Annotated in this window: 28 protein-coding genes; 7 read left to right on the top strand and 21 right to left on the bottom strand. The window is 73.1% G+C overall.

Annotated elements, in window-relative coordinates; translation table 11 throughout:
- Positions 1-9: 9 nt before the first annotated feature.
- From AC1UE4_RS02975 to AC1UE4_RS02960, 4 genes are read right to left on the bottom strand one after another with little or no spacing between them, the layout of a single operon-like run.
- The gene (locus AC1UE4_RS02975; RefSeq protein ID WP_482915735.1) at positions 10-618 is read right to left on the bottom strand and encodes a ferric reductase-like transmembrane domain-containing protein; all 609 of its coding nucleotides are present in this window, start codon (positions 616-618) and stop codon (positions 10-12) included.
- Positions 615-1658, bottom strand: coding sequence for an FAD:protein FMN transferase (locus tag AC1UE4_RS02970; protein ID WP_482915734.1), 1044 nt, complete (start codon positions 1656-1658; stop codon positions 615-617). The genes AC1UE4_RS02975 and AC1UE4_RS02970 overlap by 4 nt, the downstream gene beginning before the upstream one ends.
- Positions 1655-2047 (bottom strand): hypothetical protein, encoded by a 393-nt coding sequence (locus tag AC1UE4_RS02965; RefSeq protein ID WP_482915733.1) that lies wholly within the window; start codon positions 2045-2047, stop codon positions 1655-1657. The genes AC1UE4_RS02970 and AC1UE4_RS02965 overlap by 4 nt, the downstream gene beginning before the upstream one ends.
- Complete coding sequence (locus AC1UE4_RS02960) at positions 2040-2558, bottom strand: hypothetical protein (RefSeq protein ID WP_482915732.1); 519 nt, start codon at positions 2556-2558, stop codon at positions 2040-2042. Before AC1UE4_RS02960 ends, AC1UE4_RS02965 begins: the two co-directional genes overlap by 8 nt.
- A 108-nt stretch (positions 2559-2666) precedes the next feature.
- On the opposite strand from AC1UE4_RS02960, the gene AC1UE4_RS02955 reads away from it, so the two are divergent.
- The 3 genes from AC1UE4_RS02955 to AC1UE4_RS02945 are packed head-to-tail and all read left to right on the top strand — an operon-like array spanning position 2667 to position 5201.
- A complete protein-coding gene (locus AC1UE4_RS02955) occupies positions 2667-3398 on the top strand; it encodes a winged helix-turn-helix domain-containing protein (protein WP_482915731.1) in 732 nt (243 codons plus the stop codon).
- 41 nt (positions 3399-3439) lie between these two features.
- Positions 3440-4768, top strand: coding sequence for an ATP-binding protein (locus AC1UE4_RS02950; protein WP_482915730.1), 1329 nt, complete (start codon positions 3440-3442; stop codon positions 4766-4768).
- 52 nt (positions 4769-4820) lie between these two features.
- Positions 4821-5201: a hypothetical protein gene (locus tag AC1UE4_RS02945; protein ID WP_482915729.1), complete on the top strand. Its 381-nt coding sequence runs from the start codon at positions 4821-4823 to the stop codon at positions 5199-5201.
- Here the strand turns inward: AC1UE4_RS02945 and AC1UE4_RS02940 are convergent.
- Genes AC1UE4_RS02940 through rpmB form a run of 7 tightly spaced genes read right to left on the bottom strand, consistent with a single transcriptional unit; the run spans position 5198 to position 11204 of the window.
- On the bottom strand, positions 5198-5704 hold the full coding sequence (locus AC1UE4_RS02940) for a macro domain-containing protein (RefSeq protein ID WP_482915728.1): 507 nt from the start codon (positions 5702-5704) through the stop codon (positions 5198-5200). The two genes, AC1UE4_RS02945 and AC1UE4_RS02940, sit on opposite strands and share 4 nt — an antisense overlap.
- 10 nt (positions 5705-5714) lie before the next feature.
- Positions 5715-6185: an ATPase gene (locus AC1UE4_RS02935; protein ID WP_482915727.1), complete on the bottom strand. Its 471-nt coding sequence runs from the start codon at positions 6183-6185 to the stop codon at positions 5715-5717.
- 5 nt (positions 6186-6190) lie between these two features.
- Positions 6191-6703, bottom strand: a complete 513-nt coding sequence (coaD, locus tag AC1UE4_RS02930; RefSeq protein WP_482915726.1) for a pantetheine-phosphate adenylyltransferase — start codon at positions 6701-6703, stop codon at positions 6191-6193.
- Positions 6693-7223 carry a 16S rRNA (guanine(966)-N(2))-methyltransferase RsmD gene (rsmD, locus tag AC1UE4_RS02925; protein ID WP_482915725.1) on the bottom strand — a complete coding sequence of 177 codons (531 nt, stop codon included), beginning with the start codon at positions 7221-7223 and terminating at the stop codon, positions 6693-6695. The genes coaD and rsmD overlap by 11 nt, the downstream gene beginning before the upstream one ends.
- Positions 7220-9304: an ATP-dependent DNA helicase RecG gene (recG, locus tag AC1UE4_RS02920; protein WP_482915724.1), complete on the bottom strand. Its 2085-nt coding sequence runs from the start codon at positions 9302-9304 to the stop codon at positions 7220-7222. The genes rsmD and recG overlap by 4 nt, the downstream gene beginning before the upstream one ends.
- 30 nt (positions 9305-9334) lie before the next feature.
- On the bottom strand, positions 9335-10999 hold the full coding sequence (locus AC1UE4_RS02915) for a DAK2 domain-containing protein (protein ID WP_482915723.1): 1665 nt from the start codon (positions 10997-10999) through the stop codon (positions 9335-9337).
- A gap of 13 nt (positions 11000-11012) precedes the next feature.
- A complete protein-coding gene (rpmB, locus tag AC1UE4_RS02910) occupies positions 11013-11204 on the bottom strand; it encodes a 50S ribosomal protein L28 (RefSeq protein ID WP_482915722.1) in 192 nt (63 codons plus the stop codon).
- 65 nt (positions 11205-11269) lie between these two features.
- Here rpmB and AC1UE4_RS02905 point away from each other — a divergent pair, with 65 nt between their 5' ends.
- On the top strand, positions 11270-12808 hold the full coding sequence (locus AC1UE4_RS02905) for a protein kinase domain-containing protein (RefSeq protein ID WP_482915721.1): 1539 nt from the start codon (positions 11270-11272) through the stop codon (positions 12806-12808).
- Here AC1UE4_RS02905 and AC1UE4_RS02900 read toward each other — a convergent pair.
- From AC1UE4_RS02900 to AC1UE4_RS02870, 7 genes are read right to left on the bottom strand one after another with little or no spacing between them, the layout of a single operon-like run.
- On the bottom strand, positions 12805-13131 hold the full coding sequence (locus AC1UE4_RS02900; RefSeq protein ID WP_482915720.1) for a hypothetical protein: 327 nt from the start codon (positions 13129-13131) through the stop codon (positions 12805-12807). The genes AC1UE4_RS02905 and AC1UE4_RS02900 overlap by 4 nt on opposite strands.
- A 29-nt stretch (positions 13132-13160) precedes the next feature.
- Positions 13161-13595, bottom strand: a complete 435-nt coding sequence (gene ribH, locus AC1UE4_RS02895; protein ID WP_482915719.1) for a 6,7-dimethyl-8-ribityllumazine synthase — start codon at positions 13593-13595, stop codon at positions 13161-13163.
- A complete protein-coding gene (locus AC1UE4_RS02890; protein ID WP_482915718.1) occupies positions 13592-14869 on the bottom strand; it encodes a bifunctional 3,4-dihydroxy-2-butanone-4-phosphate synthase/GTP cyclohydrolase II in 1278 nt (425 codons plus the stop codon). The genes ribH and AC1UE4_RS02890 overlap by 4 nt, the downstream gene beginning before the upstream one ends.
- A complete protein-coding gene (locus AC1UE4_RS02885) occupies positions 14866-15462 on the bottom strand; it encodes a riboflavin synthase (RefSeq protein WP_482915717.1) in 597 nt (198 codons plus the stop codon). The genes AC1UE4_RS02890 and AC1UE4_RS02885 overlap by 4 nt, the downstream gene beginning before the upstream one ends.
- Positions 15463-15466: 4 nt before the next feature.
- A complete protein-coding gene (gene ribD, locus AC1UE4_RS02880) occupies positions 15467-16588 on the bottom strand; it encodes a bifunctional diaminohydroxyphosphoribosylaminopyrimidine deaminase/5-amino-6-(5-phosphoribosylamino)uracil reductase RibD (RefSeq protein WP_482915716.1) in 1122 nt (373 codons plus the stop codon).
- Between the two features lie 34 nt (positions 16589-16622).
- Positions 16623-18422, bottom strand: a complete 1800-nt coding sequence (locus AC1UE4_RS02875; RefSeq protein ID WP_482915715.1) for an ArnT family glycosyltransferase — start codon at positions 18420-18422, stop codon at positions 16623-16625.
- Entirely contained in the window at positions 18409-19923 is a 1515-nt protein-coding gene (locus AC1UE4_RS02870; protein WP_482915714.1) for a glycosyltransferase family protein, read from the bottom strand. Before AC1UE4_RS02870 ends, AC1UE4_RS02875 begins: the two co-directional genes overlap by 14 nt.
- 32 nt (positions 19924-19955) lie before the next feature.
- Between AC1UE4_RS02870 and AC1UE4_RS02865 the strand changes: the two genes are divergently transcribed.
- From AC1UE4_RS02865 to AC1UE4_RS02855, 3 genes are read left to right on the top strand one after another with little or no spacing between them, the layout of a single operon-like run.
- The gene (locus tag AC1UE4_RS02865; RefSeq protein ID WP_482915713.1) at positions 19956-21008 is read left to right on the top strand and encodes a glycosyltransferase family 2 protein; all 1053 of its coding nucleotides are present in this window, start codon (positions 19956-19958) and stop codon (positions 21006-21008) included.
- Complete coding sequence (locus AC1UE4_RS02860) at positions 21005-21631, top strand: class I SAM-dependent methyltransferase (RefSeq protein WP_482915712.1); 627 nt, start codon at positions 21005-21007, stop codon at positions 21629-21631. Before AC1UE4_RS02865 ends, AC1UE4_RS02860 begins: the two co-directional genes overlap by 4 nt.
- Positions 21621-22892, top strand: a complete 1272-nt coding sequence (locus tag AC1UE4_RS02855; protein WP_482915711.1) for a lipopolysaccharide biosynthesis protein — start codon at positions 21621-21623, stop codon at positions 22890-22892. Before AC1UE4_RS02860 ends, AC1UE4_RS02855 begins: the two co-directional genes overlap by 11 nt.
- Here AC1UE4_RS02855 and AC1UE4_RS02850 read toward each other — a convergent pair.
- From AC1UE4_RS02850 to AC1UE4_RS02840, 3 genes are read right to left on the bottom strand one after another with little or no spacing between them, the layout of a single operon-like run.
- Positions 22867-23505: a potassium channel family protein gene (locus tag AC1UE4_RS02850; protein ID WP_482915710.1), complete on the bottom strand. Its 639-nt coding sequence runs from the start codon at positions 23503-23505 to the stop codon at positions 22867-22869. The genes AC1UE4_RS02855 and AC1UE4_RS02850 overlap by 26 nt on opposite strands.
- 46 nt (positions 23506-23551) lie before the next feature.
- Positions 23552-26110 carry an ABC transporter permease gene (locus AC1UE4_RS02845; protein ID WP_482915709.1) on the bottom strand — a complete coding sequence of 853 codons (2559 nt, stop codon included), beginning with the start codon at positions 26108-26110 and terminating at the stop codon, positions 23552-23554.
- On the bottom strand, positions 26107-26802 hold the full coding sequence (locus AC1UE4_RS02840; RefSeq protein WP_482915708.1) for an ABC transporter ATP-binding protein: 696 nt from the start codon (positions 26800-26802) through the stop codon (positions 26107-26109). The genes AC1UE4_RS02845 and AC1UE4_RS02840 overlap by 4 nt, the downstream gene beginning before the upstream one ends.
- Positions 26803-26814: the final 12 nt, after the last annotated feature.

Raw genomic sequence — 26814 nt, 5'->3', positions numbered from 1 at the left:
GAGGCGCCATCACGCTTCCGCCGGCTGCGGCGCGGGCGTCGCTCCGGCGTTCCTCCCCGCGCGCGGCGCCTTCACCTTCCCCGGCCGCGGGAGGATCCGCATCACGAAGAGGAAGAGGATCGGGGCGCCGGTGACGACGAGGAACGCCCGCAGCCAGCCCTCGCCGGCGTCGGTCCCGGCGCCGACGGTGTGGAGGACGGAGAGGACGTAGACGACGATCGTCGCCCGGTGTGCCTTGCGCCAGCGCTGGACGCCGACGCGCTTGCGGGCGTAGAAGGTCAGGCCGAGCAGCGCGGCGAGCCAGCCGCCGATCACACCGATGCCGACCCACAGCGGCCGGTAGTTCGACGCGAACGGAACGGCGATGTCGGCGACGCCCGCCTTCAGCCACCCGTCGCCGAGCAGCGTGATCCCGTGGACCGCGATCGCCACGAGGCCGGCGAGAGCGGCGTGCTCGTGCACGGCCATGAGCACGCGAGGGAGGCCGGGCTTCTGCGACACCCGCCCACCGAGCGCGAGGCCGAGCCCGATCGAGACGGTGATGCACAGCAGCGCGGTGAGCCCCGACGCGCGCGACGCCAGCCACCAGCCGTACTCCATCGGCGCCGGCCCGGTCACGCCAGCACCCCCTGCCGGATCCAGCGAAGATCTCCGTCCGCCCCGACCGCGACGCCGCCCCACGACTCGAGCCAACCGAGGTCGCCGGTCATCAGCGCGGCCTTCGCCAGCGTCTCGGCCTCGAGGACCGTCGGCGCGAGAGCCGTCGCGGAGATCAGTCCGGTGTTGACCGGCCGTCCCGTCGCGGGATCCAGAAGATGGTGGGCGAGCCCCGATCTATCTCGCCAGTCTTGGTCGACCGGCGAAGACGCATCGGGCCGCCGCGGCTGCGCGTCGGAGGTTGCGGCCCGCCACGAGCGGGCGTGGATGGAGGACGTGGCGACTGCGCCGTGGTGGAGGTGGAGGGTGGTGATCTCGGTGCCGTCCGGGCCGGCGATGGCGACGGCGTGGGAGGTGCCGGGCGCGCCGCCGACCCTGAGGTCGCCGCCGCAGTCGATGGCCCAGCGGTCGGCGCCGTCGAGGATGCCCGCGACGAGGTCGGCGACGTGGCCCTTCCCGGTGCCGCCGAGGTCGAGCCCGGCGCCGGGCGGCCTGACGATCGTTCCCGTCGGCTCGTGCACGACGATCGCGGCCCACGCGCGGTCGGGATGCGGCCGGGCGGCGACGCGCGGTGAGGCGGCCGCCCACTCGCGGACCTCGTCGAGCGGGACGGGCGTCGCGTTCGCACGCGAGGTCGCGTACCCAGCGTCCTCGAGCGCGCGGAGGAGCGTCGGATCGACGATCCCGCCGGTCCGCCCCGCCGCCCACAACGCCGCGCGGACGGCGTCGCGGAGCAGCGCCGAGGCCCGGACGCGCCGGCGTGGATCGGCGTTGAGCGCGCAGAGCTCCGAGTCGGGCCGGAAGCGCGAGAGCCTCCGGTCGTAGTCGCGCACGAGAGCCTCGGCCTCGGCGGCGCGCTCCTCGGCGCCCGGTCCGGAGACCGCGATGCGGACGGTCGTCCCCATCGCCCGGAAGGAGCGGTCGACTTGGTCGCGGAGAACGACATCCTCGGCGTTGCCGGCGGCGCCCTCGCGGAGCGGCGCGGGAAGAGCGTGGGTCATGACGCGCGGGAGACGACGGGGGCCGGTGTGGGAGCCGGAGCCGGAGCGGGTGCCGGGGCCGCGACGGGGGCGGGAGCCGGCGCCGGGGCGCTCGTGCGGACGGCAGGCGCCGAGGGCGTCAGCGGCGCCGGGCCGGCGACGCTCGTCTCGGGCGGGTCCTCGACGACCCGGGTGATCACGACTCGGCGGCGGATCACGACGGGGCGGCTTCGCTCCTTCGGTGCGGCGGCGGCGACCGTCGTGCGGGCCGGGCCGATCGCGGGGTCGTCGCCGGCGCGGACCTGATGGGCGAGGAACCCGAGCGAGGCGAGGAACGTGGCGGTGGCGCCGCCGATGGTCACGGCGGCGCCGGGCGGCGTGAGCCGCCCGGCACGCGGCCGGTCAGTCATCGTCGCCGCCGCGCCCCCGACCGCGGCCGCGGCCGTGACCGCCGTCGTCGTCGCCGCCGCCCTCGAAGTGGTCGTCGTCGTCGACCTCGAAGCGGTCGTCGTCGAAGCGATCGTCGTCGTCGCGCTCGAAGCGGTCGTCGTCGAAGTGGTCGTCGTCGTCGCTCTGCGGGACGGTGGCCGTCACCGGGCTCGGCTGGACGGCGGGCGCCGGCGTCGAAGCCGCGGCACGCGCAACCGGCGCGGCGCTCGCGGCGGCGACCGGCGCCGCAGCCGCGGCCGCGGCGCCGGAGCGATGCCGGCGCTTGCTCTTCAGGTGCACGGTGCGGCGGACGGCCTCCGTGCGGACGACCGGCTTCTCGGTCGTCGTCGTCCGGTCGGCGGCCTGCGTGGCGGACGCCGCGGGCGGCTGCGTCTCCCCCGGCCGCGCGGCAAGAGCGACGGCGGCGAGGATCCCGAGGGCGAGGAGCGTCACGACCGCGGCGACGCGAGAACGGCTGAACTTGGCGGGCATGACGGCCACCCTGGAGCACGACCCGCCAAGCCACCGCGAAACGGGAGCAAAGGTTCGGCAAAGGGTCTCGCGGGGGATCGGGCCGCCCGACTACGCTCCGGCACGCCGATGAGCGCCGCTGCCCCACGCATCCTGCTGGTCGAGGACGAGGCCTCGATCGCCGAGCCGTTCGCGAAGCTCCTGCGCCGCGAGGGGTTCGACCCGGTGCTGGCGGCGACCGCCGCGGACGCGCTGGACCTCGCGCGCAGCGCCGACCCGGACCTGGTGCTCCTCGACCTCATGCTGCCCGACGGCGACGGGCGCGACGTCTGCCGGACGATCCGCGCCGAGTCGGGGGTGCCCGTGATCATGGTCACCGCGCGTGGCACCGAGACGGACAAGGTGGTCGGGCTCGAGATCGGGGCCGACGACTACGTGGTCAAGCCGTTCTCGGGCGCCGAGGTGATCGCCCGGATCCGCGCCGTGCTGAGGCGGTCGGCCGGGAGGAACGAGACCTCGGCCGCGCAGCCGGTGCTGGAACCGCTGCAGGCGGGCGGACTGGAGATCGACCTCGCCGCCCGCCGTGTCCGGCTCGACGGCAGGGAGATCGAGCTGAGCCGCAAGGAGTTCGATCTCCTCGCCGAGCTGGCCCGGCACGCCGGCCGCGTCGTGACCCGCGAGGACCTCATGGCCCGCGTCTGGGACGAGAACTGGTTCGGGTCGACGAAGACCCTCGACGTGCACATCGGCTGGCTGCGCCGCAAGCTCGGCGACGACCCCTCCGCGCCGCGGTTCATCCACACCGTGCGAGGGGTCGGCTTCCGGTTCGCCACGGCCGAGGACGAGGGAGCGCAGCCGTAGGCCTTCGCGCCCGCCTCACGCTCGCGCTGTCGTACGTGCTGGTGCTGGCGGTCGTGGCGCTCGGCGTGCCGCTCGGGTCGGCGCTGGCCGACCGGGTCGACGCGGAGGTCCGGTCGGAGGCTCGCGGGCAGGCCGACGTCGTCGCCGCGTCCGCATCCGACCTCATCGGCCCCCCGCAGCCGCGCGAGCTCGACCGCCTCGTCCGCACGGCGGGCGCGGCGACGCGAGCCCGTGTGGTCGTCGTCGACGGCAACGGCCGGCTGCTCGCCGACTCGGCGGGCACGGGGATGGGGCGCTCGTACCGCTCGCGCCCCGAGGTCGCCGCCGCGCTCGCGGGCCGCGCCGACCAGCGCGAACGCCGGTCCGACACGCTGAACGAGACGCTGCTCGCCACCGCCGTGCCGGTCGTGCGCAACGGCCGCCCCGTCGGCGCCGTTCGCGTGACGCAGAGCATGGACGCCGTCGAGCGCGCGGTGCGCCGCGCGTGGCTCGGCCTCGCCCTCGTCGGCGCGCTCGTGGTCGCGCTCGGGCTCGCGGCCGGGTGGCTCATCGCCGGCGGCGTCGCCCGGCCGCTGCGCCGCCTCGACGTCGCGGCGCACCAGGTCTCCGAGGGCGACCTCACCGCCCGTGCGCGCGTCGAGGGCAGCGCCGAGCAGCAGTCGCTCGCGCGGACGTTCAACAAGATGACGTCGCGGCTCGGGCGGCTGCTCGACTCGCAGCGCGAGTTCGTCGCCGACGCGTCGCACCAGCTGCGCACGCCGCTCGCCGGCCTGCGTCTCAGGCTCGAAGCGGCCCGCGCGGAGTCGAGCGAGCCCGAGGTGCACGAGGAGCTCGACGCCGCGCTCACGGAGGTCGACCGGCTCGCGCAGATGGTCGGCGAGCTGCTCGAGCTCAGCCGGGCGGGCGAGCGCGAGCTGCCCGGCGAGCCCATCTCCCTGCGCGAGGTCGTCCAGCGCGCCACCGCGCGCTGGCAGCACGAGGCGGACGTGCGCGACCACGCCCTCAACGCCGAGCCATCCGCGGGCGGCACGGTCTGGTGCCACCGGGCCGACGTCGACCGCATCGTCGATGCGCTCGTCGAGAACGCCCTGCACTACTCGCCGGCGCGCACCACGGTGACGATCGCGGCGCGCGAGAGCGGGCTGCTGGTGCTCGACGAGGGACCGGGGCTCCGCGAGGACGAGGAGGAGGCGGTGTTCGAGCGCTTCCACCGCGGAACGGCGGGCCGCCGCGGCCCCGGCGGCACCGGGCTGGGGCTGCCGATCGCGCGCGAGCTCGCGCGTCGCTGGGACGGCGACGTGGTCCTGCGCTCACGCGACGACGGCGCCCCCGGCGCGGTGGCGGAGCTGCGCCTGCCACCCGCGCCGTGATCCCTCCACCCTTTGCCGGATCTTTCCCCGGCCCGGACTAGGCTGGCCCGCAGTGCGACGCCTCCTCACCCTGACCGTGGCCGGGCTGGCCGGGCTGGCGCTTGCCGTCGGCGTGACGATGGCCGCCAGCCACCTCACGAACGAGGACATCGGGCTGAACTCGGAGCCGCTGACGGCCGGCCGCGAGCTCGCCCCCGACGACGCGCGCACCACCGCCACGACCGCGAAGCGCGCGCGGGCGAAGAAGACGCGCACGACGACGACCTCCACGACGCGCACGTCGGCGCAGACGACCACGACGCAGGCCACGCCGCCGCCGGCGACGGCGCCGGCCACCACGGTCGACGACGACGACGGCGGATCCGACGACGACAGCAGCGGCCGCGGGCGCGGCCGGGGTCGCGGCGGCGACGACGACTCAGACGACGACTAGGCGCTCAGCGCGGCCTCGAACGCCGCCACCGCGTCCGCCCCGCGCACCGCGAAGACGACGCGCTCGAGCCGCGAGCCGCTCTCGAGGTGGCGGCGGACCTCCTCGACCTCGATCTCCGCGGCCTCGGCCAGCGGGAACCCGCCGACGCCCGTGCCGAAGGCCACGAGCGCGAGCGACCGGGCTCCCAGCTCCTCCGCCTTCCACAGCGTCGCCGCGGTGCAGCGGCGGACGACGTCGGCGTCCGTCGTGCCGCCCGGCGAGACCATCGTCGCCGCGTGGATCACCCAGCGCGACGGCATGTTCCCCGCGGAGGTCGCGACCGCGGACCCGAGCGGGATCGGCGCCGCCGCGCGCGACTCGCGCTCGACCGCTTCGCCGCCGGCCCGTGCGATCGCCCCGGCGACGCCGCCGCCATGCAGCAGCGACGCGTTCGCGGCGTTGGCGATCGCGTCGACCTCGAGGGTCGTGATGTCGGTGTCGAGGACCTCGACTGAGGGGGCCAAGAAGCGAAGGCTAGGCGACGTCGGCCGTAGTGGCCTCGTCCTTGCCCTGCAGGCGCTCGCGGCCGCGCTGGACGGCAGCGATGAACTTCGTGAGGTTGACCTCGAGCGTGTTGAGGATCTCGTCGGCGTAGTCCTCCGCGCCGAGACGGATCTCACGCTCGCGGGCGCGGGCGTCCTCGATGATGTCCTCGGCGGCGCGCTCGGCCTGCTTGGTGATCTCCTGCTCGGAGACCAGCCGCGCCTGGCGCTCGCGCGCCTCCTTGACGATGCGCTCGGCCTCGCGCTTGGCCTCGGCGAGCATCTCCTGACGCTCCTTGACGATCCAGCGCGCCTGCTTGATCTCCTCGGGGATCGTCGCGCGCATCTGGTCGAGGATGTCGTAGATCTCCTCCTTGTCCACACGCACCTGGTCGGTCATGGGGACCGACTTCGCGTTGTGAACGAGATCGTCGAGCTTGTCGATGAGAACGAGGACGTCCATGCGGATCAGCCTTGGATTCGGCGGCGCTGCAGCTCTTCCTTCAGACGTTCTCCAACTCCTTCGGGGACCAGGTCCTCGATCTTGCCGCCGAACGTCGCGAGCTCCTTGACACCGCTTGAGCTGAGGAAACTGTACTGGGGCGACGCCATCAGGTAGAGCGTGTCGATCCCGGGGGCCTCGCGGCGGTTGAGCTGGTTCATCTCCATCTCGTACTCGAAGTCCGAGATCGCCCGCAGCCCCTTGACGATCGCCTTCGCCCCCACGCGCTGGGCGAACTCGACCACGAGGACGTCGAACGGCTCCGCCCGGACGTTGCCGAACTGGGCCGTCGCCTTCTCGATGAACGCGAGGCGATCCTCGATCCCGAAGATCGCGTTGCTCTTGCGCACCGACTGGTTCACGACGGCCACGATCACCTCGTCGAACAGCTGCGAGGCGCGGCCGATGATGTCGACGTGGCCCATCGTGATCGGGTCGTAGGACCCGGGGCACACGCAACGGCGGGTTTCAGGACTCATGGAATCGGAGGAGCGTGTCGCCGTACCGGCGTTCGTCAGTGAGCGGGAGGTCGAGGTGGAGGGGGTGACGCCGGTCGCTCTCCGTCACCACCCGCGCGCCCTTGGCGAGCACGGGGCCGAGAGCGCCCGACAGCGAGGGCCCCAGACCGGCGGCGAGCCGGTACGGGGGGTCGCAGAGCACCAGATCGTAGGAGGCGCCGCGCCGCGATGCGTCCCGGAGCGCCACGAGCACGTCCGCCTGTCGTACCTCCGCCTCGATCCCGAGCGCTTGGAGGTTGCTTAGAAGCGCTTTGACCGCACGCGCGTCGCGCTCCACGAACGTCGCCGTCTCCGCACCGCGCGACAGCGCCTCGATCCCGAGCGCGCCCGATCCGGCGAAGAGGTCGAGCGCGCGGTCGCCGTCCAGCGGCCCCAGGATCGAGAAGAGCGCCTCGCGGACGCGGTCGGACGTCGGGCGCGTGTCGCGGCCGGAGGGAGTCGTGAGGCGTCGGCCGCCGAACCGGCCGGCGATGACCCTCACGCCGCCACGGGCTCCGCCTCCACCGCGCGGAGACGGTCGCCGAGGAGCACGTGCTCGGGCCGCTCGAGCGCGGGGTCGGCGGCGAGCAGCAGCTCGGCTCGCCTGCGTGCGCGCTCGAGGAGGTCGGTGTCATCGGGCAGCAGCGCGAAGCGGAAGCGGGCCATGCCGGACTGGCGCGTGCCGAACAGCTCGCCCTCGCCGCGCAGCTCGAGGTCCTCCTCGGCGAGGCGGAACCCGTCGGAGAACTCGGCGAGCGCCTTCAGGCGCCGCGAGTCCGTCGGGCCGAACAGCAGGCACAGCGACTTGTGCGCGCCGCGGCCGACGCGGCCGCGCAGCTGGTGCAGCTGCGAGATGCCGTAGCGCTCGGCGTCCTCGACGAGCATCACCGTCGCGTTCGGGACGTCGATGCCGACCTCGATGACCGTCGTCGCGACGAGCACGTCCGCGGCGCCGGACGCGAAGCGCTCCATCGCCTCGGCCTTCTCGCGCGGCTTCATCTGCCCATGCAGCAGGACGACCTCGAAGTCGACGAGCTCGGTCGTCTTCAGCCGCTCGTACTCGGCGGTCGCCGCGCGCGCCTGGACCGCCTCGGAGTCGCTGACGAGCGGGCAGACGACGAACGCCTGGCGTCCGGACCGCAGCTCCTCCCGCATGCGCTCGTAGGCCCGCTCGCGCGCTCGCTCGCCGTCCGCGACGAACGTCTCGATCGGCTGGCGGCCGCGTGGCAGCTCGCGCAGCGTCGTCACGTCGAGCGCGCCGAACGACGTCAGCCGCAGCGTCCGCGGGATCGGCGTCGCGGTCATGTGCAGGACGTGCGGCGCCAGGCCGGGCGGCGCCTTCGCGTCGAGCGCCATGCGCTGGCGGACGCCGAAGCGGTGCTGCTCGTCCACGACGGCGACGGCGAGCGACCGGAACTCGACCGCCTCCTCGATGAGCGCGTGCGTCCCGACGACGAGCGCCAGCTCGCCGCTCGCGAGCTTGTTCAGCACGTCCGCCCGGCGCGACGCCGTCGTCGACCCGGTGAGCAGCGCGGCGGGCACGGTCCCACCGGGCATGAGCGACTGCACGGTGGCGAAGTGCTGCTCGGCCAGCGTCTCGGTCGGCGCCATGAGCGCGGCCTGCATCCTGTGCTCGACCGCGCGCAGCATCGTCCACAGCGCGACCACCGTCTTGCCGGAGCCGACCTCCCCCATGAGCAGCCGCTGCATCGGCCGGTCGCGACGGAGGTCCTCGTCGATCTCCTCCATCGCGCGCCGCTGGTCGCCCGTCGGCGCGAACGGGAGCTGCCCCGCGAGCCAGTCGGCCGTCAGCGAGGGCGCGTCCGTCAACGCGGGCGCGGCGACGCCGGCGCGGCGCTCGGCGCGCAGCCGCAGCTGGCCGATCTGGTCGACGAGCAGCTCGTCGAAGGCGAGCCGCCGCCGGCCGCCCTCGCGGTCGCCGAAGTGGGCGGCCGCGAGCGCGCCGGGCACGTCGGGCAGCCGCTCGTCGACGAGCACGCGCGCGGGCAGCGGGTCGACGGCGTCGAAGATCGCGTCGCGGTGCTCATGCACGAGCGCGGCGATCCGCGTCGAGTTCAGGCCCTTCGTCGCCGGGTACGTCGCGACGCCCTCGACCTCGCCGCCGACCTTCTCCGTCCGCGCGTGGAACGCGACCTTGAACCGGTTGCGCGCCTCGAACTTGCCCTGCAGCATCAGCCGCGTCCCCGGCACGTACTGGCGCTCGAGCCACGGCTGGTTGAAGAACGTCACCTTCATCACGCCGGTGCCGTCGACCACCGTCGCCTCGACGAGCGGCTTCATCCCGCGCCGGCGCACGGGCCGCGAGATGATCCCGCGGACCTCGACGAGCACGGTGGCCGACTCGCCCGGCACCAGCTCCGCGATCGTGCGCGCCTCGCCCGAGTCGCGCGGGAGGTGCTGCAGGAGGTCGCCGACGGTGTTCAGGCCCAGCGACGCCGCGGCCTCGGCCGCGACGGCTGGCTTGACCTCCAGCGGCTCCTCCAGCCGCGAGGGCTTCGGCAAGCGGACGGTGACCGCCTCGAGATCGAGCGGCTCGGAGGACGCGAAGGAGGTCGGACCCACGCTCCGAAGGATGATGGTTGGCCCGGTCGGCTACTCGGCGGCGAGGAGCCACCAGTACGCCGGCTGGCCGCCCTCGCGGACCTCGAGCTCGACGCCGTCGGGCGCCATGCCCTCGACCTGCGCGTCGTCGAGCGGCGCGCCGTCGCCGGAGATCGCGGTGATGAGCTCCGCGTCGCGGCCGAGCGAGCGCAGGACCGCGGCGAGCGTCGGCTCGGGCGAGCCCCACGCGATGATCTCGTCGTCGACGAACCCGACCGCGTCGCCGGAGACGAAGCGGCCGTGGACGTCGTCGCGCGCGGCCGGCGCGACGGAGCCGATCCGCAGCTCGACGATCGCCTCGGTCATCGCCTCGGCGTTCTCGGACGCGCCCCGCGTCGGATCGAGCGCCACCGACGCCGTCAGCCCCGCCTGCGGCGAGCGCGTCGGCACGACGATGACGTCCTTGTCCGACAGCTCCGCGGCCCGCTCGGCGGCCATGATCACGTTCGAGGAGTTCGGCAGCACGACGACCTCCTCGGCGTGGACCGCGTGGATGCCGGCGAGCAGCTCGTACGTCGACGGGTTGAGCGTCGGGCCGCCGTCGATGACGTGCGCGCCGAAGGACTCGAAGAGCGCCCGCATGCCGTCGCCGTTGGCCACCGCGACCGCGCCGCAGCGCTGCGGCTCGGCTTCCGCCGACGCGCCGTTGCCCGACAGCCGCGCGGCCCGTTCGGTCACCTGCGCGTGCATGTCGGCGACGTCGAGGTGCGAGACCTCCCCCACGCCGTCGAACAGCGCCGTCGCCGACGCGGGGTCGTCGGTGTGCACGTGGACCTTCAGCGTCCGCGCGTCGCCCACGACGAGGATCGAGTCGCCGACCGCCTCGAGCTCCTGGCGGTACGGGACCGGGTCGAGCCCCTCCCCCGTCACCGCGAAGTTCGTGCAGTAGCGGTACGTCTCGGACGCATGCTCCGGGTGCGTGAGCTGCGCGGGCGCCGCGTGGCGCTCGACCTCCGGCGCCGCGTCGCCGCGCAGCGCCGCGATGACGCCCGCGACGAGGATCGTCAGCGCGTAGCCGCCCGCGTCGACGACGCCGGAGTCGCGCAGGACGGGCAGCAGCTCGGGCGTGCGGCGCACGGAGTCCTGGCCGGCGTCGAGCGCCCGCTCGAGGATCGTCGCGATCGCGTGGTCCTGCTTGCCGGCCGGCGCGTCGGCACCGAGCCGCTGGTCCGGCATGTGGGCGAGCTCGGTGGCGATGCGGTGCGCCATGTCGCGCGCGACGGTGAGGATCGTCCCCTCGACGGGGGCGCGGACCGACGCGTAGGCGCGGTCGACCGAGCGGGCCATCGCCGAGCCGACCAGCGTCGGGTCGACGAGCTCGCCGGGGCGGCTGGCCAGCTCCTCGGCGGCGCCGCGGATGAACTGCGAGAGGATCACGCCGCTGTTGCCGCGCGCGCCGAGCAGCGCCGCGCGGGCGACGGCGTCGACCAGCTCCTCGCGCCCGATCTCGTCGACCGAGCCGCCCGACGACGACGCGCTCAGGCGGTCGAGCTCGGCGAGCACTGAGCGCAGCGTGAGCGCCATGTTGTCGCCGGTGTCCCCGTCGGCGACGGGGAAGACGTTGAGGTCGTTGACCTCCTGCCGGCGCGCCTCGAGGTGCGCCAGGGCGGCGGCGACGACCGCTCTGAACCTGCTGAGGTCCGTCTCCTCGGGCACCCGGGAGAGCGGATCAGACGGCCTTGATGACCTTGCCGGCCTTGAGGCAGCGAGTGCAGACGTAGGCGCGCTTGGGCGAGCCGTTGTCGAGGATCCGGACCTTCTGGAGGTTCGGGTTGAAGCGACGCTTCGTCGCCACCATCGAGTGGCTGCGGCTGTTCCCGAACGCCGGACCCTTGCTGCAGACGTGACAGACCTTGGCCATGAGGCGCATGAGGATAGCGAGGTCGTCGCTGATACCCGGGCGGCGTTCCCGGGTACGGTCCTGAGGTGCCGGATACGCACGTCAGCGTGAACCTCCCGGAGCGGTACAAGGTCGTCCGCCACGTCGCCAACGGCGGCATGGCGTCCGTCTGGGCCGCCGAGGACTCCGTTCTCGGCCGCCAGGTCGCGGTCAAGCTGCTCGCCGAGCACGTGGCCGCCGAGCCGCTCAGCCGCACGCGCTTCGAGCGCGAGGCCCGGACCGCCGCCCGCGTCTCCAACCACCCGAACGTCGTGACGATCTACGACGTGGGCGAGGAGGGCGGCCGCCCCTTCATCGTCATGGAGCTCTTCACCGGCGGCAGCGTGGCCGACCGGCTCCGCGGCCGCCAGCCCATCCCCTTCACGCAGGCGGTGCAGTGGCTGCGCGAGACCGCCGCCGCGCTGGACTACGCGCACGGCGAGGGGATCGTCCACCGCGACGTCAAGCCGGCGAACCTGCTGCTCGACGAGCGCGGCCGCGTCGCCGTCGGCGACTTCGGCATCGCCCGCCTCGCCGATGACACCTCGCTGACCCAGGCCGGCCAGGTGCTCGGCACCGCCGCCTACCTCTCGCCCGAGCAGGCGATGGGCCAGTCCGCCACCGACGCGAGCGACCGCTACTCGCTCGGGATCGTCGCCTTCGAGCTGCTGACCGGCCGCCGCCCGTTCGAGGGCGAGCACGTCGCCGCGCAGGCGCGCCAGCACGTCGAGGACGACCCGCCCTCCACCGGCCTGGGCCGCGAGGTCGACGACGTCATCGCGCGGGCGATGGCCAAGGATCCCGATGCGCGCTACTTCACCGCCGGCCAGTTCGTCGACGAGCTGCAGCAGGCGGTCCGCCGCGCCGACGGGCCGCGGACTGCGTCAACGCGCGTTGCCCCCGCCGCGCCGCCGGCCCCGACGCCCGCGTCGCGCCGCCTCGATCCGGTCGCGGCCGCCGCGCCACCGTCGCGCCCCGCGCCGCCGGAGCGCCGCGCCGCGGATGGCGGCCGCCGCAACGGCTGGCTGCTGCTCGCCGCGCTCGGAGCCATCGCGCTGATCGTCGCCGCGGTGGCGATCGCCGGCCTGTCCGGCGGCGACGGCGGCAGCGGCGGCGACGAGAGGGCCTCCACGCAGCCGAAGCCGACCGCGACCACCAAGAAGAAGAAGCCGAAGACGTCGACGAGCACGCAGCCGCAGCAGACCGCCACGCAGGAGGCGCCGGCCCAGACCGCGCCGCCCGCCACGACGACGACGACGACGACGCAGCAGCAGCAGCAGGCGACGCCCGCCGGCAACCCCTCGGCGCTCAACGACCAGGGCTACGCGAAGCTGCAGGCCGGCGACGCCGCCGGTGCCATCCCGCTGCTGCAGCAGTCCGTCTCCGGCTTCGAGCAGCAGGGGTCGAACGCCAACCCCACGACGTACGGCTACGCGCTCTACAACCTCGGCGACGCGCTCATGCAGGCCGGCCGCCCGTCCGAGGCGATCCCGTACTTCGAGCGCCGCCTGCAGGTCAGCCCGGACGACCGCCCCCAGCTGGTCAAGCAGCGCATCAAGGAAGCGAAGAAGGCCGCGAAGGACTAGGCGTTCTCGCGCTGCGGCGCGCGCTCGGGCACGTGGTCCGGGCGACGCGGGCGGCGGTAGTGCTCGGCGATGCGGCCGGGCTCGCGCAGGCGGACGCCGGCCTGCTCGGCGGAGGGCAGCGGCGGCAGGAGCTCACCGCCGCCGGGGACGGGCGCGTCTTCGGGCTCGTCGGTGCGCGGCTCGCCGCCGTCGTCGCCGTGGTCGGCGGGCTTCGTGCGGAAGATCTCGATCATGTCGCCGCCGGCGAACGCGAACAGCGCCACGATCCCGATGAAGTGGACGACGGTCAGCAGGATGATCGCCAGCAGCGGCCCGCTCTCCATGACCGGAAGGTTAGCTCCGATCGGAGAAGTCAGGAGGGCGCGGCGAGCTCCCGGCGCAGGGCCGCCAGCGTCATGACCGCCTCGGCCGCGTGGCGCCCGGAATCGCGCTTGCCGCCGCCGGTGCGGGCGAGCGCCTGATCGAGGTTGTCGACGGTCAGGACGCCGAACGCGCAGGGCACGCGCGTCTGCAGCTGGACCTCCTGGATGCCGCGCGCCGCCTCACCGCAGACGTAGTCGTAGTGGTCGGTCTCGCCGCGGATGACCGCGCCGAGGCAGGCGACGCCCTCGTAGCGGCCCGACTCGGCGGCGTAGCGCGCGGCCAGCGGCAGCTCGTACGCGCCGGGGACGTCGAAGACGTCGGCCTCGCCGTGCCCCGCCTCGGTGAACGCGGCCTGCGCGCCGTCGAGCAGCCGCTGCGCCAGGTCCTCGTAGTAGCGCGCGATGACGATCGCGAACGTGCTCATCGGGCGCGGTGGTCCCGGACGTTCTCGTCGTGGACCATCTCCTCGTCGAGCGCGAGGCCCTGGTGGTGCAGCATGTGGCCGAGCTTCTCCTTCTTGGCCCTCAGGTACGCCTCGTTGTGCGGGTTCGGCGTGTGCTGGATCGGCACCTGGTCGGTGACCGACAGCCCGTAGCCCTCGAGGCCGCGGATCTTCTTCGGGTTGTTCGTGAGGATCCGGATCGACGTCAAGCCGAGGTCCGACAGGATCTGCGCGCCGATGCCGTAGTCGCGCAGGTCGGCGGGGAGCCCGAGCTTGAGGTTGGCCTCGACGGTGTCGAAGCCCTCCTCCTGCAGCTTGTAGGCCCTGAGCTTGTTGAGCAGGCCGATGCCGCGGCCCTCCTGCGCGAGGTAGAGGAGCACGCCGCGGCCCTCGCGCTCGATCATCGACAGCGCGGACTCGAGCTGCTCGCCGCAGTCGCAGCGCAGCGAGTGGAACACGTCGCCGGTGAGGCACTCGGAGTGCACGCGGACGAGCACGTCGTCCTTGCCGTCGACGTCGCCCTTGACGAGCGCGACGTGGTGCTTGTCGTCGACGAGCGCGCGGTAGCCGACCGCGGTGAAGTCGCCGAACTCGGTCGGCAGCCGCGTCGAGACGACGCGCTCGACGAGCTTGTCGTTGCGGCGGCGGTACGCGACGAGGTCGGCGATCGTGACCATCTTCAGGTCGTGCCGCGCGGCGTACTCCTCGAGGTCCGGCACGCGGGCCATCGACCCGTCGTCGCGCATGATCTCGCAGATCACGCCGGCCGGGATGAGGCCCGCCAGGCGCGCGAGGTCGACGCTCGCCTCGGTGTGGCCGACGCGCTCGAGCACGCCGCCGGGCTTGGCCTTCAGCGGGTTGACGTGGCCGCCGATGATGATGTCCTCGCGGCCCTTGTTCGGGTCGACGGCGACCTGCATCGTCTGTGCGCGGTCGGCGGCCGAGATGCCGGTGGTCACGCCCTCGCGCGCCTCGATCGTCACCGTGAACGGCGTCTCATGCGGCGACTCGTTCTTCGAGGTCATGAGCTCGAGCCCGAGCTCGTCGCAGCGCTCCGGCGTCAGGGCGAGGCAGATCCAGCCGCGCGCCTCCTTGGCCATGAAGTTGACGGCGTCGGGGGTGACGAACTGCGCGGCCATGACGAGGTCGCCCTCGTTCTCGCGGTCCTCGTCGTCGACGACGATGACCATCTTGCCCGCGCGGATGTCCTCGATGGCCTCCTCGATGGTGGCGAACCGCGTGCTGGTGGCAGTCATGTCCGTGTGGCTCCGATCAGCTTCTCGACGTACTTCGCGAGCACGTCGACCTCGAGGTTGACCACAGCGCCCGTCTCCGCCCTCCCCAGGGTGGTGCGCTCCAGCGTCTCGGGGATGAGCGAGACGTCGAAGCTGGTGCCGTCGACGCGCGCGACCGTCAGCGACACGCCGTCGACCGCGATCGAGCCCTTCTCGACCACGTACTTCAGGAGCTCGGGCCCGGCCTCGATGGTGACGATCCGGGCGAAGCCGTCCTCGCGCGAGCCCGCGACGGCGCCGATGCCGTCGACGTGGCCCTGCACGACGTGGCCGCCGAGCCGGTCGGCCGCGCGCAACGGCAGCTCGAGGTTCACCGAGGAGCCCTGCTCGATCGCGCCGAGCGACGAGCGCCGCAGCGTCTCGTGCATCACGTCCGCGCCGAACCGCTCTCCCTTGCAAAGGCCGACCGCCGTCAGGCAGACGCCGTTGACGGCGACGGAGTCGCCCTCCTTCAGCTCCGCGGCCAGCGGCGACTCGATGGCGACGCGCACGCCATCGGTCGTCTCGTGCACCTCGGCGACCTTCCCCAGGTCCTGGACGAGCCCCGTGAACATCCGCTCACCACTCCCTGAGGCGTGCCGTGACGAGCAGGTCGTCCCCCAGCGACTGGCAGTCCATGGTCAGCGCGCGCAGCGCGTCGCCGATGCGCTCGACGCCCTCGCCCTCGAGCGGGTCGCGCGCCGTGCGACCGCCGAGCAGGATGGGCGCGAGGAAGAGGCGGACCTCATCGATCTCGCCGGCGTCGAAGAACGCGCCGGCCAGCCGCGGCCCGCCCTCGAGCAGGATCGTGGTGATCCCCTCGTCGCCGAGCTGGTCGAGCGCCGAGCGCACGCGGGCCTGCTCGTTCTCGCCGGTGGCGACGATGACCTCGGCGCCGGCCATCTCGAGCGCGTCGGTGTCCGCGCGCGGCGCGGCGCGCGAGACGACGACGGTCAGCGGCGGGTCGGGCGCCATCTGCACGAGCTGCGAGTCGAGCGGCAGGCGGCCGGTCGAGTCGAAGACGACGCGGCGCGGCTGGCGGCTGACCCCCTCGATGCGGGCCGTCAGCTGCGGGTCGTCGGCGAGCGCGGTGCCCACGCCGACCGCGACGGCGTCGACCGCCGCGCGCCAGCGGTGCGCGAGCTCGCGCGAGTCGGTCGATGAGATCCACTTCGAGTCGCCCGTCCGCGTCGCGACCTTGCCGTCCAACGTCATCGCGGACTTGAAGAGCACCCACGGCCGGCCGGTGCGCGCGTGCTTGCGGAACGCCTGGTTGAGCCGTCGCGCGTGGGCGGCGAGCTCGCCGTCGGCGACCTCCACCTCGACGCCCTCGTCGCGCAGGATGCCGAGCCCGCGGCCGGACGCCTTCTCGGTCGGGTCGTCCGAGCCGACGACGACGCGGCCGATGCCGGAGCGCAGGATCGCGTCGGTGCACGGGGGCGTCTTGCCGGTGTGGCAGCACGGCTCGAGCGTCACGTACATGGTCGCGCCGGTGAGGTCCGCGTCGCCGGCGTCGGCGATCGCGTTGACCTCCGCGTGCGGGCCGCCGTACTCCGCGTGCCAGCCCTCGCCGAGGACGACGTCGTCGCGGACGATGACCGCGCCGACGATCGGGTTCGGCGACACGTGACCGAAGCCGCGCTGCGCCAGCTCGATGGCGCGTGCGAGGTGCCCTCGGTCGGTGTCGGTGCGCAGCGCCATCCGCAAGCGAAGTCTACGACGGATGACGGGGGCGTCAGGGAGCGCAGCGACCCTCCGTGAGCCGGTAGATCGACATGACCGGACCCGGGCGATGGTACGCCAGCGGGTAGTAGTCGAAGGTCCAATCGAAGTTGAACTCGACGGGGCCGCGGCCGCGCGCGTACGGCGACGCCTCGTACGCCAGGCGCGACCGCTCCTCCAGCCGCTTGTAGTACGCGATCGCCTCCGGCACCTGGTCGGGCTCGGCCTCCGCGCGGCCGCGCTGCGTCGAGCCGACGACGACCCAGCAGAAGCCCTCCTCCTCGTAGCGGTCGACGAGCGACGGGACGAGCGTGCGCTCGAAGTCCTCGATGTGCACGACCTGCCCGGGCGGCGGGAGCAGCGGGCCGTCCGGGTCGTCGATGTCGATGCGCGTCCTCGACGTCGGGAACTTGACCCAGCGGTTGCCCGTCGAGGTCAGTCGCGACGGGTTGCCGATGTCCTGCGCCCACGCGTCCGGCACGACCGGCTCGACGACGACCTTCGTGCGCGGCGGGACGTGCGTCTCCATCCAGTCGCGGGCGAGGTTGCGCGTGTCCTCGCGCGACAGCACCTGGCCGATGTGCAGCGAGTAGACGAGCCCCTGCGCGCACAGCGCGATGACCGCCAGCGCGACGATCGTCGGGCGCAACGCCGGCCGGCGGTCGGCGAGCCGGTCGGCCGCGGTGAGCGCCGCGTACGCCGCGAGCAGGCAGACGAACGGGAACACCGGGATGAGCCAGCGGCCGAAGAAGCGCTCCTGCGTGCCCATGAAGAGCACGAAGAGCACCGGCGCGGGGATGAGCACCCAGCTCAGCGGGCGGCGCAGGCGCCACAGCAGCGGGATGGCGGCGATCGCCGCGAGGAACGGCACCCAGCCGAGCCCCCAGGTGAACGACCACAGGTAGTAGATGAAGCCGTTGTCGTAGTCGAGGCCGAGCTTGCCGTTCGCCTCTCCGGTCGCGCTCGACTGGTGCGTGATGCCGTCCCACACCGCGCGGAAGTCGAGGAGGACGTACGGGTTGGCCACGACGAACGCGGCGATCGCGGCGCCGGCCGCGACGAGCAGGCCGAGCAGCGCGTCGCGCCGCAGCCGCGGGTCGGCCGCGCGCACGGCGGCCGCGCCGAGCAGCGGCAGCAGCACGATGCCGCCCGTGTACTTCGTCGCGCACGCCAGCCCCAGACCGATGCCGGCGACGGCGTAGTCGAGGCGCCGCCCATCGCGGACGACGCCCGCGACGCCGTAGAGCGCGAGCGTCAGCGGCGCCAGCGTCGGCACGTCGTTGAGCGCGAGGTGCGCGTAGAAGACGGGCAGGAACGCGACGCCCATCACGCCCGCAGCGAGCAGGCCCATGCGCCGGTCGAAGAGCCGCGCGCCGGTCAGGTACAGCAGCCAGACGGCGACCGTCCCGAGCACCGCGGCGGTGTGGCGCGCGACGACCCACACCTCGGTCGGGTCGGTGGCGAACTGGTTCGAGACGTCCTCGCGGCCGCCGAACCAGAGGTGGAAGACGACGTGCAGGACGTACGTGTAGGCGGGCGGGTTGACGAAGTAGTCCGGGTTCCACCCGTGGCCGTAGAGCCCGATCGCGTGCGGCACGAAGTGGCCGTTCTCGTCGGCGTTGTACGAGTACGGCAGGCCGTGGTCGGCGCCCCACAGGCGCAGCAGCAGCGACCCGAGCAGCACCAGGCCGACCGCGGCCCACCACGGCCACGGCGTGGCGCCGCGGGACGCGGGCCGCGGCGGATCGGGGTCGAGGAGGTCGACCTCGTCGTCCACCGGCTCGGCGATCACGCGTTGCTCAACAGCGGACATACGCCGCGTAGTAGCCGTTGCCCGCTTCACGCGTGTAGCCGGGCAGCGGCAGCACGGTCGCGGGATCGTCGTTGTCGGTCACGAGCGCCTGGCGCAGGAGCGCCGCGCGCTGGACGGGGTAGATCGCGACGCCGCCGCGCGCGACCTCGCGGCGCACGCGGCGCGCCTTGCGCCCGTGCCCGGTGACGCCCTGGCTGCGGGCGACGACGCCGCCGTCCGGGAGGTCGAGGATCCAGCGGACGTCGGGGATGAGCTTGTGGTTCGGCACGCTGACGACGCCGCAACGCTGCCCGTCGGCGACGGCGCGCGTGTCGAGGACGTCGTGCAGCGCGCGGTGGGCGTCCCCGCGGAAGCGCAGCTCGTTGTCCAGTCGCGTCACGTTGACCTTGATGGCGGTGAAGACGATCCCGAAGCAGACGAAGAGGCCGGCGCTCACCATCCACGCGGTGCGCAGCCGGCCCGCGCGGAGCATCGTCCACCCCGCGAGCGTCACGGCGCAGAACACCATCATCATCAGCGAGCTGACGAGCAGGTAGCGGTCGATGACGCTGAACCCGCCCGCGCCGACGAGCGCGAAGGTGCCGATGCCCACCGCCAGCAGGATGAGCGGCACGAGCGAGCGCCGCGGCACGAGCCAGACCGCGAGCACGAGCCCGATGATGCCGCCGAGCAGGACCGGCAGCTTGTCGAGCTTGATGAGGAACTCCCACGTCGCGGCGGGCACGCCCTGCGCCCCCTTCGCGCGCCCCAGCTCCTCCGCGAAGCTCGACGTGTACGTCAGCGAGTACGTCGGGTCGCCGGTGACGATCCAGTCGGTGCCCGCCCACAGCACCGGCCCGAGCGCGGCGAGGACGGCGAAGCGCAGGCGCTCCGCCCACGACGCGCGCCAGCTCACCCACAGCCAGTACAGGCCCGCCATCACCCACGCCTCCGGCCGCAGCAGGCCGGCGATCGCCAGCAGGACGAGCACCGGCGTCCCGCGCCGCGGCCGGCCCGCCTCGAGCACCGCCGCCCACACGACGAGCGCCATGTAGCCGATGTCGATGTAGCCGCGGGCGGCGTAGAAGGCGAAGTCGAACCGCGTGATCAGCAGCAGCGCGGCGACGAGGCCGATGAGCGGCGTGAACGACCGGCGCGACAGCTGGAAGACGCCGGCGACGAGCGCGACGAAGGAGGCGACGCAGAGGAAGATCCAGACGCGCTCGGCCTCGTGGCCCAGCGGCGACAGCACGGCGCCGATCGCGATCGCGAGCGGATGCGGCGTCGGCGCGCGGTAGGCCTCGAAGACCGGGAGGTGCCCGTCGAGCAGCTCGCGGCCCCACAGCAGCGAGTAGTACGAGTCGTAGTTCGGGTAGGTCGGGAACGCGAGGAACCCGGCGAGGGCGGCGAGGCAGAGCAGCGCGAAGCCGGCGACGACCCAGCGGTCGGTCCTCCGGTGGCCGTCCGCACGGCCCGGGGCAGGGGCGACCGCGCGGGGCCGGGTCAGGGTCGCGCCTTCCATGAAGGGAAGTAGGCTAGAGCCGCCCGTACGCCATGAAGCTCATCATCCAGATCCCGTGCTTCAAGGAGGAGCAGACGCTGCCCTCCACGCTCGCCGACCTCCCGCGGGAGGTGGCGGGCTTCGACGAGGTCGAGTGGCTCGTCATCGACGACGGCTCCCCCGACCGCACCATCGAGGTCGCGAAGGCGCACGGGGTCGACCACATCGTCCGGCTGACGAACAACAAGGGCCTCGCGTACGCCTTCCAGGCGGGCTTGGACGCCGCCCTCAAGCTCGGCGCCGACGTCATCGTCAACACCGACGGCGACAACCAGTACAACGGCCACGACATCCCCAAGCTCGTCGCCCCGGTGCTGGCCGGCGACGCGGACATGGTCGTCGGCGACCGCGAGGTCATGAACATCGAGCACTTCTCGCCGCTGAAGAAGTCGCTGCAGCGGCTCGGCTCGTGGGTCGTGCGCCAGGCCTCCGAGACGAGCGTCCCGGACACCACGTCCGGCTTCCGCGCGTACAACCGCGAGGCCGCGATGCAGCTCATCGTCGTCTCGAAGTTCACGTACACGCTCGAGACCATCATCCAGGCCGGCAAGCAGTTCATCGCCGTCCAGCACGTCCCGATCCGGACCAACCCGAAGACGCGCGAGTCGCGCCTCTTCCCCTCGATGTGGTCCTACGTGCGGCGCAACGCGGTCTCGATCTTCCGCATCTACACGCGCTACGAGCCGCTGCGCGTCTTCATGACGGCGGCGATCCTCATGGTGGTCCTCGCGTTCGCCGTCTGGGCGCGCTACGCCTACTTCTACATCGACGGCGACGGCAAGGGCCACGTCCAGTCGCTCATCCTCGGCGCCGTCCTCTTCAACGCCGGCATGCTGCTCGCCGCGCTCGGGATCATCGGCGACCTGCTGCAGGCGAACTCGAACATGGTCCAGCGCGTCTTCGAGCGCGTGCGGCGCATCGAGCTGCAGCTCGGCACGCCGCCGTCGCACTACGAGCCGGGCAACCCCGACGGCAAGCAGCCGGCGACGACCGGCGCGCACGCCGGCCCCCAGCCCACCGAGGAGCGGGAGGCGCTCGAGGTATGACCCCCACCGTGACGGTCGACCGCGAGGGCACGGTCACCGGCAACACCTACGACAAGTACGGCTCGACGAACCCCGTCGTGAAGCGGCTCATGGCCGGCTTCGAGCGGACGCTCGACGAGCTGTTCACGCAGGCCGCGCCGGGCTCGCTGCTCGACGTCGGCTGCGGCGAGGGCGTGCTCACCGAGAAGTGGGCGCGGCGCATCGACGGGCGCGTGGTCGGCATCGACCTCGACGACCCGCAGCTGCACGCCCAATGGGAGCAGCGCTCGGCGCCGAACCTCGAGTACCGCGTCATGAAGGCGGAGAACCTGCCGTTCGCCGACGACGAGTTCGACGTGGCGACGGCGATCGAGGTGCTCGAGCACGTGCCGGATCCCGCGCACACGGTCGCCGAGATGGCGCGCGTCGCCTCCGGCCACCTGCTCGTCTCGGTCCCGCGCGAGCCGCTGTGGCGCGGCTTGAACATGGCTCGCGGCGCGTACTGGAAGGACCTCGGCAACACGCCGGGGCACGTGAACCACTGGTCCAAGCGCAGCTTCGTGCAGCTCCTGTCCAGGCACGGCGACGTCGTCGAGGCGCGGTCGCCGTTCCCGTGGACGATGCTGCTCGTGCGTGTCGGCTGAGCGCAGCGACAAGCCGTCCTCGTACGGCGCCGGCGCGCGGATCCTCTCGGTCGGGATCGCGACGACCGGACTGGTCACGTTCGCGTACTTCGCGATCGCGGCGAACGTCCTCGACAAGGCCGACTACTCCGGCGTCTCGCTGCTGTGGTCGGTGCTCTTCATCGTCACGTCGGTCATCTACCGGCCGATCGAGCAGCTCCTCAGCCGGTCGATCTCCGAGGCGCGGGCGCTCGGCCACGAGGCGCACGCGCTGCGCACGCCGCTGCTCATCCAGGCGGCGTTCGCGACGGCCTTCGTCGTCGTCGCGCTGATCCTGCGCCCGTGGCTCGTCGACGACGTCTTCAACGGCGCCGAGACGCTGTACTGGGTGCTCGTCGGCGGCACGGTCGCCTACGCGGCGTCGTACTTCGCGCGCGGCTGGCTGGCGGGCAACGGGCGCTTCGGGCTCTACGGCGGGCTCGTGCTGCTCGAGTCGCTCACGCGGGTGCTGTTCCCGCTGGCGGTGGCGGTCGGCATCGCGTCCGGTCAGTCGGCGGTCGCGCTCGGCATCCTCGCCGCGCCGCTCGTCTCGCTGTCGGTCGTGCCGTGGGCGCTCGGGCGCCATCAGGCCGCGTCGGCCGAGGGCGCCACCCGCGCGGCCGGGCCGTCGTTGCGAGCGGGCGGCGGCTTCGCGGTGGCGGTCTTCGCGGTCGTGCTGAGCGAGCAGGCGCTGCTCAACGCGCCCGTGCTGTTCGGCGATGCGGTGTCGAGCGACCCGAGGACGGCGGGCATCGTCTTCAACGCACTGCTCATCGCCCGCGCCCCGCTGCAGCTCTTCCAGGCGATCCAGACGTCGCTCCTCCCCCACCTGACCGCGGCGGAGGCGACCGCGGACCGGGCGACGTTCCGCCGCGCGATCCGCACGACGCTGCTGGCGATCGCGGGCTTCGCGGCCGCCGTGTCGCTCGGGCTGCTCGTGCTCGGTCCTTGGGCGATGGATCTCCTCTTCGACCACGAGTACGGCCGCTGGGGCCTCGCCGTGGTGGGCATCGGCATGGGCTTCCACCTCGCGGCGGGGACGCTCAACCAGGCGGCGCTGGCCCGCGGGCTGCAGCGGCCCGCGGCGTTCGCGTGGCTCGGCGCGGCCGTGCTGCTCGCCGTCTGGCTCGTCGTGCCAGTCGTCGACGACGTGCTGCTGCGCAGCGAGCTCGGCTACGCCGGCGCCGCGGCCGTGCTGTGCGCGGCGCTCTTCGCGCTCACTCGGCCGGCCGCCGCACGGTGAGGGCCACGAGCCGCGAGACGACCATCGCGACGTAGCCCAGCCCGGCGATCTGCTGGAGCATGTTGACGCTGCGGGCGAACGGCGCCGTCGGGACGATGTCGCTCAGCCCGGTGCTCGTCAGCGTCGTGAAGCTGAGGAAGAGCAGGTCCATCCAGGAGCGGTGCGCGTCGCCCAGCGCGCCCGGGTCGACCTCCTGCACGACGGTGTAGACGTAGGCGAACCCCCATGCGGCGAGCGTGAACGCGGCGCCGACCGCGAACAGCTCGTCGCGGGTGATCTCGTGGTCGGCGAGCATGTAGGCGATCATCGCCCCGGCCGCGTAGAAGTAGATCGCGGCCTCCAGCCCGCTCGACCATGCCAGCAGCGCGTCGTCGCCGGTCACAGCCTGGATGAGCAGCAGGACGGTGGCCGGGACGCCGAGGAGCAGCACGACCGAGGTGAGGAACGGCGTGTCGCGAACGGCGAGGACGACGAGCCCGAGCACGAGCACGCCGAAGAGGCTGAAGAGCGATCGCTGGACGGCGCTGCCCTCGAGCGCCGGGTACAGCAGCACCGCGAGGAGCTGGACGGCGAGCAGGACCGCCGAGGGCTCCCGCTGGATGAAGCTGCGCACCGGCGCACCGTACCGGCGGCACCGGCGCGCAGACCTCGTCCGACGGCTACTCGTAGGCCAGCGCTCTGAGCACGTCGATCCGCGACGCCCGCCGCGCCGGGCCGATCGCCGCGATCACGCCGATGATCGCCGCGACGACCAGCAGCAGGAACAGCGTGCCGACGGGCAGCTCCAGCGTGAAGCCGTCGTCGGCGAGCGGCCGGCTGACGATGATCGCGAACAACGTGCCGAGCACGAGGCCGAGGACCGCGCCGATGAGCGCGGTGATGGCGCTCTCGTAGCGGACCGTGCGCCGCACCTGCCGCCTCGACGTGCCGATCGCGCGCAGCATCCCGAGCTCCCGCGTTCGCTCGTGGATCGACAGCGCCAGCGTGTTGACGATGCCGAACAGCGAGATGAGCACCGACAGGCCGAGCAGCGCGTAGATCAGCCCGAGCAGGCCGTTGATCATCCCCGCCTGCGCGTCCTTGACCTCCTCGCGGTCCTGCGCCTCGGCGATCGGGAACTGCTGGTCGAGCAGCTGGTCGACCTGCTTGCGGCCGTCCGCCACGGCGACGCCGTCCTTGAACTTGACGAACACGAACGCGTCGCGCTGCTGGTCCCAGTCCCGCGACAGCGCCTCGTTCGAGACGAGGATGCCCCCGCCGAGCAGGCCGGTCTGGCCCTCGTCGAGCTCGCCGACGACCTGCTTGGTCACGCGTTTGCCGGCCGTCGTCAGCATCGCGAGGCGGTCGCCGACCCCGACGCCGTGGTCCTCGCCCCAGTTGTGGTCGACGATGACCTGGTCGGCGGTGAGGTGCTCGATCGTGGCGTCGTCGCCCTTCTCCCACTTCACGTTGTAGACGCCGTCCAGCGAGGTGGGATCGACGCCGACCGTGAACGTGTCGTCGCCCTGGATGCCGCTGTTCGAGAAGCGCACGCCGCTCGCCGACTGGACGGCGGAGAGCTTGGACAGCTCCGGCTGGATCGATCGCGGGATCGACGACCAGCCGTCCTTGTTGCGGACGGTGAGGTCGCCCGCGAACGCCCGGTCGACGGCGCGGTCGATCGACCCGCGGAAGCCCGCGGCGAAGATGGTCACGAACGTGACGAGCGCCAGCCCGATCATCAGCGCCGCCGCGGTCGCCGCGGTGCGGCCCGGGTTGCGCGCCGCGTTCTCGCGGGCGAGCCGGCCGGGCAGCCCGCCGACGCGCTGCAGCGGGGTGCCGACGGCGAGCGCCAGCGGCGGGACGAGCAGCGGCGAGAGCAGCGCGGTGGCGAGGAAGATGAGCGCCGCGCCGAGGCCGAGCAGCGCCGCGGACGACCCGCCGTCACCGCCGCCGAAGAGGCCGACGAGGAGCGCCGCGAGCCCGCCGAGGCCCATGAGGCCCGCGATCGCGAGGCGCACGCGGCCGGTCCGCCGCGTCGACACCGCGACCTCACGCATCGCCGCCATCGGCGGCACGCGCGTCGCCCGCAGCGCCGGCGCGACGCTCGCGATGACGGTCACAACGACGCCGACGAGGAGCGACACGACGATCGTGCGCGTGGCGATGACGGTGTCGCCGGTCGGCAGGTCGAACCCGACCGTCCGGAAGAGCCCGACGATCCCCTTCGCCACGAGCAGGCCGCCGGCGAGCCCGACGAGCGCCGAGGTCCCGCCGATGAAGAGCGCCTCGAGCACGACGCTGCGCAGGACCTGCCGGCGGCTCGCCCCGAGCGTCCGCAGCAGCGCAAGCTCCCGCGTGCGCTGCGCGACGGTGATCGAGAACGTGTTGTAGATGACGAACGAGCCGACGAAGAGGGCGATGCCGGCGAACACGAGCAGCGCGGTGCGCAGGAACCCGAAGTCGTCGCCGATGTCCTGCTGCTCCTGCTCGGCGTTCTCCTGGCCGGTGCGGACGTCGACCTGCTCGCCGCGCAGGGCGACCTTGACGCGGTCGCGCAGCTGCTCCGGGCTGACGCCGGACTGCGCCGCGGCGGTGATCTCGTCGAAGCGCCCGACCCGGTCGGTCATCTCCTGCGCCTGGCGCAGCGTGAGCAGCACGACCGTGGCGCCGGCCAGCGACTTCACGTCGCCGTACTTCGCGATGCCGACGATCTTGTACTTCCGCGTCCCGGGGTCGCCGGACACCGACAGCGTGTCGCCGACGTCGTAGTTCTCGTCCTCGGCCGTCTTCTGGTCGATGGCGGCCTCGTCGTCGGTGCGCGGCAGCCGGCCCTCGGCGGCCTCGAACGGCTCGAAGCGGTCCGGGCCGACGGAGGCGGCGAACATCGGCACGCCGTTCGTCCGCAGCGGCTCGCCGTCCTTCTTCAGCACGGCGACGCTCGAGAACACGTCGCCGGCGGCCTCCTCCACCCCGGGCGTCGCCTTGACGCGGTCGAGCAGGCGGCCGTCGAGCGGGATCTCCTGGACGTCGTTCTCGTTGTCGATCGCCTGCCCGGGCGTCACCGAGACGTCGACGCCCTCGGCGGCCTTCTGGAAGATGTCGCCGAACGCGCGGTCGATCGTGTCGGTCAGGACGTAGGTCCCGCTGATCATCGACACGCCCAGCACGACCGCCATGGCGGTCAGGACCGTGCGCAGCTTGCGCGTGGCGAGCGAGCGGAAGGTGAGCCGCGTCATGCCGCCGCGGCCTCCGCGGAACGGTCGCTGACGATGCGGCCGTCGGCCAGCTCGACGATGCGATCCGTCACCGCGGCGGCGTCGGGGTCGTGGGTGACCATGATCACCGTCTGGCCGAAGTCGTCGACGGCGCGCCGCAGCAGGGCGAGGATGTCCGCCGAGGACTTGGAGTCGAGGTTGCCGGTCGGCTCGTCGGCGAAGAGCACGGCGGGACGCGTGACGAGCGCGCGGGCGACCGCCACGCGCTGCTGCTGGCCGCCGGAGAGCTCGCTCGGCCGGTGCGTGAGGCGATCGCCGAGCCCGACGGCGTCGATGAGCGTCGCCAGCCACTCGCGGTCCGGCCTGCGCCCCGCGATCGACAACGGCAGCGTGATGTTCTCCTCCGCCGTCAGCACCGGCAGCAGGTTGAAGGCCTGGAAGACGAAGCCGATCTTGTCGCGGCGCAGCTGGGTCAGGCGGGCGTCGTCGAGCTTCGTCAGCTCTGTCCCGTCGATGACGACGGTGCCCGACGTCGGCTTGTCCAGCCCCGCGAGGAGGTGCATCAGCGTCGACTTGCCGGAGCCGGAAGGACCCATCACGGCGGTGAACTCGCCCTGCGGGAACCCGACCGTGACGCCTGCGAGCGCGTCGACGGCGGCGGGGCCCTCGCCGAAGCGGCGGGTCAGGTCGGTGGCGGAGACGATGGGGGGCATGGCGGCAGCTTC

Source organism: Parviterribacter kavangonensis (genome assembly GCF_056863335.1).
Note: the sequence above shows the minus strand (reverse complement) of the source record. Positions and strands in the feature narration are given on the sequence as shown.

What these genes read in the sequence shown, in the direction of transcription:
- AC1UE4_RS02870 (WP_482915714.1), bottom strand. Translation starts at nt 19,923, where the DNA reads ATGGAAGGCGCGACCCTGACCCGGCCCCGCGCGGTCGCCCCTGCCCCG.
- AC1UE4_RS02935 (WP_482915727.1), bottom strand. Translation starts at nt 6,185, where the DNA reads ATGGACGTCCTCGTTCTCATCGACAAGCTCGACGATCTCGTTCACAAC.
- AC1UE4_RS02900 (WP_482915720.1), bottom strand. Translation starts at nt 13,131, where the DNA reads ATGGAGAGCGGGCCGCTGCTGGCGATCATCCTGCTGACCGTCGTCCAC.
- AC1UE4_RS02890 (WP_482915718.1), bottom strand. Translation starts at nt 14,869, where the DNA reads ATGACTGCCACCAGCACGCGGTTCGCCACCATCGAGGAGGCCATCGAG.
- coaD (WP_482915726.1), bottom strand. Translation starts at nt 6,703, where the DNA reads ATGAGTCCTGAAACCCGCCGTTGCGTGTGCCCCGGGTCCTACGACCCG.
- AC1UE4_RS02960 (WP_482915732.1), bottom strand. Translation starts at nt 2,558, where the DNA reads ATGCCCGCCAAGTTCAGCCGTTCTCGCGTCGCCGCGGTCGTGACGCTC.
- ribD (WP_482915716.1), bottom strand. Translation starts at nt 16,588, where the DNA reads ATGGCGCTGCGCACCGACACCGACCGAGGGCACCTCGCACGCGCCATC.
- AC1UE4_RS02885 (WP_482915717.1), bottom strand. Translation starts at nt 15,462, where the DNA reads ATGTTCACGGGGCTCGTCCAGGACCTGGGGAAGGTCGCCGAGGTGCAC.
- AC1UE4_RS02970 (WP_482915734.1), bottom strand. Translation starts at nt 1,658, where the DNA reads ATGACCCACGCTCTTCCCGCGCCGCTCCGCGAGGGCGCCGCCGGCAAC.
- AC1UE4_RS02965 (WP_482915733.1), bottom strand. Translation starts at nt 2,047, where the DNA reads ATGACTGACCGGCCGCGTGCCGGGCGGCTCACGCCGCCCGGCGCCGCC.
- ribH (WP_482915719.1), bottom strand. Translation starts at nt 13,595, where the DNA reads ATGAGCACGTTCGCGATCGTCATCGCGCGCTACTACGAGGACCTGGCG.
- AC1UE4_RS02845 (WP_482915709.1), bottom strand. Translation starts at nt 26,110, where the DNA reads ATGACGCGGCTCACCTTCCGCTCGCTCGCCACGCGCAAGCTGCGCACG.
- AC1UE4_RS02955 (WP_482915731.1), top strand. Translation starts at nt 2,667, where the DNA reads ATGAGCGCCGCTGCCCCACGCATCCTGCTGGTCGAGGACGAGGCCTCG.
- AC1UE4_RS02860 (WP_482915712.1), top strand. Translation starts at nt 21,005, where the DNA reads ATGACCCCCACCGTGACGGTCGACCGCGAGGGCACGGTCACCGGCAAC.
- AC1UE4_RS02865 (WP_482915713.1), top strand. Translation starts at nt 19,956, where the DNA reads ATGAAGCTCATCATCCAGATCCCGTGCTTCAAGGAGGAGCAGACGCTG.
- AC1UE4_RS02840 (WP_482915708.1), bottom strand. Translation starts at nt 26,802, where the DNA reads ATGCCCCCCATCGTCTCCGCCACCGACCTGACCCGCCGCTTCGGCGAG.
- rpmB (WP_482915722.1), bottom strand. Translation starts at nt 11,204, where the DNA reads ATGGCCAAGGTCTGTCACGTCTGCAGCAAGGGTCCGGCGTTCGGGAAC.
- AC1UE4_RS02875 (WP_482915715.1), bottom strand. Translation starts at nt 18,422, where the DNA reads ATGTCCGCTGTTGAGCAACGCGTGATCGCCGAGCCGGTGGACGACGAG.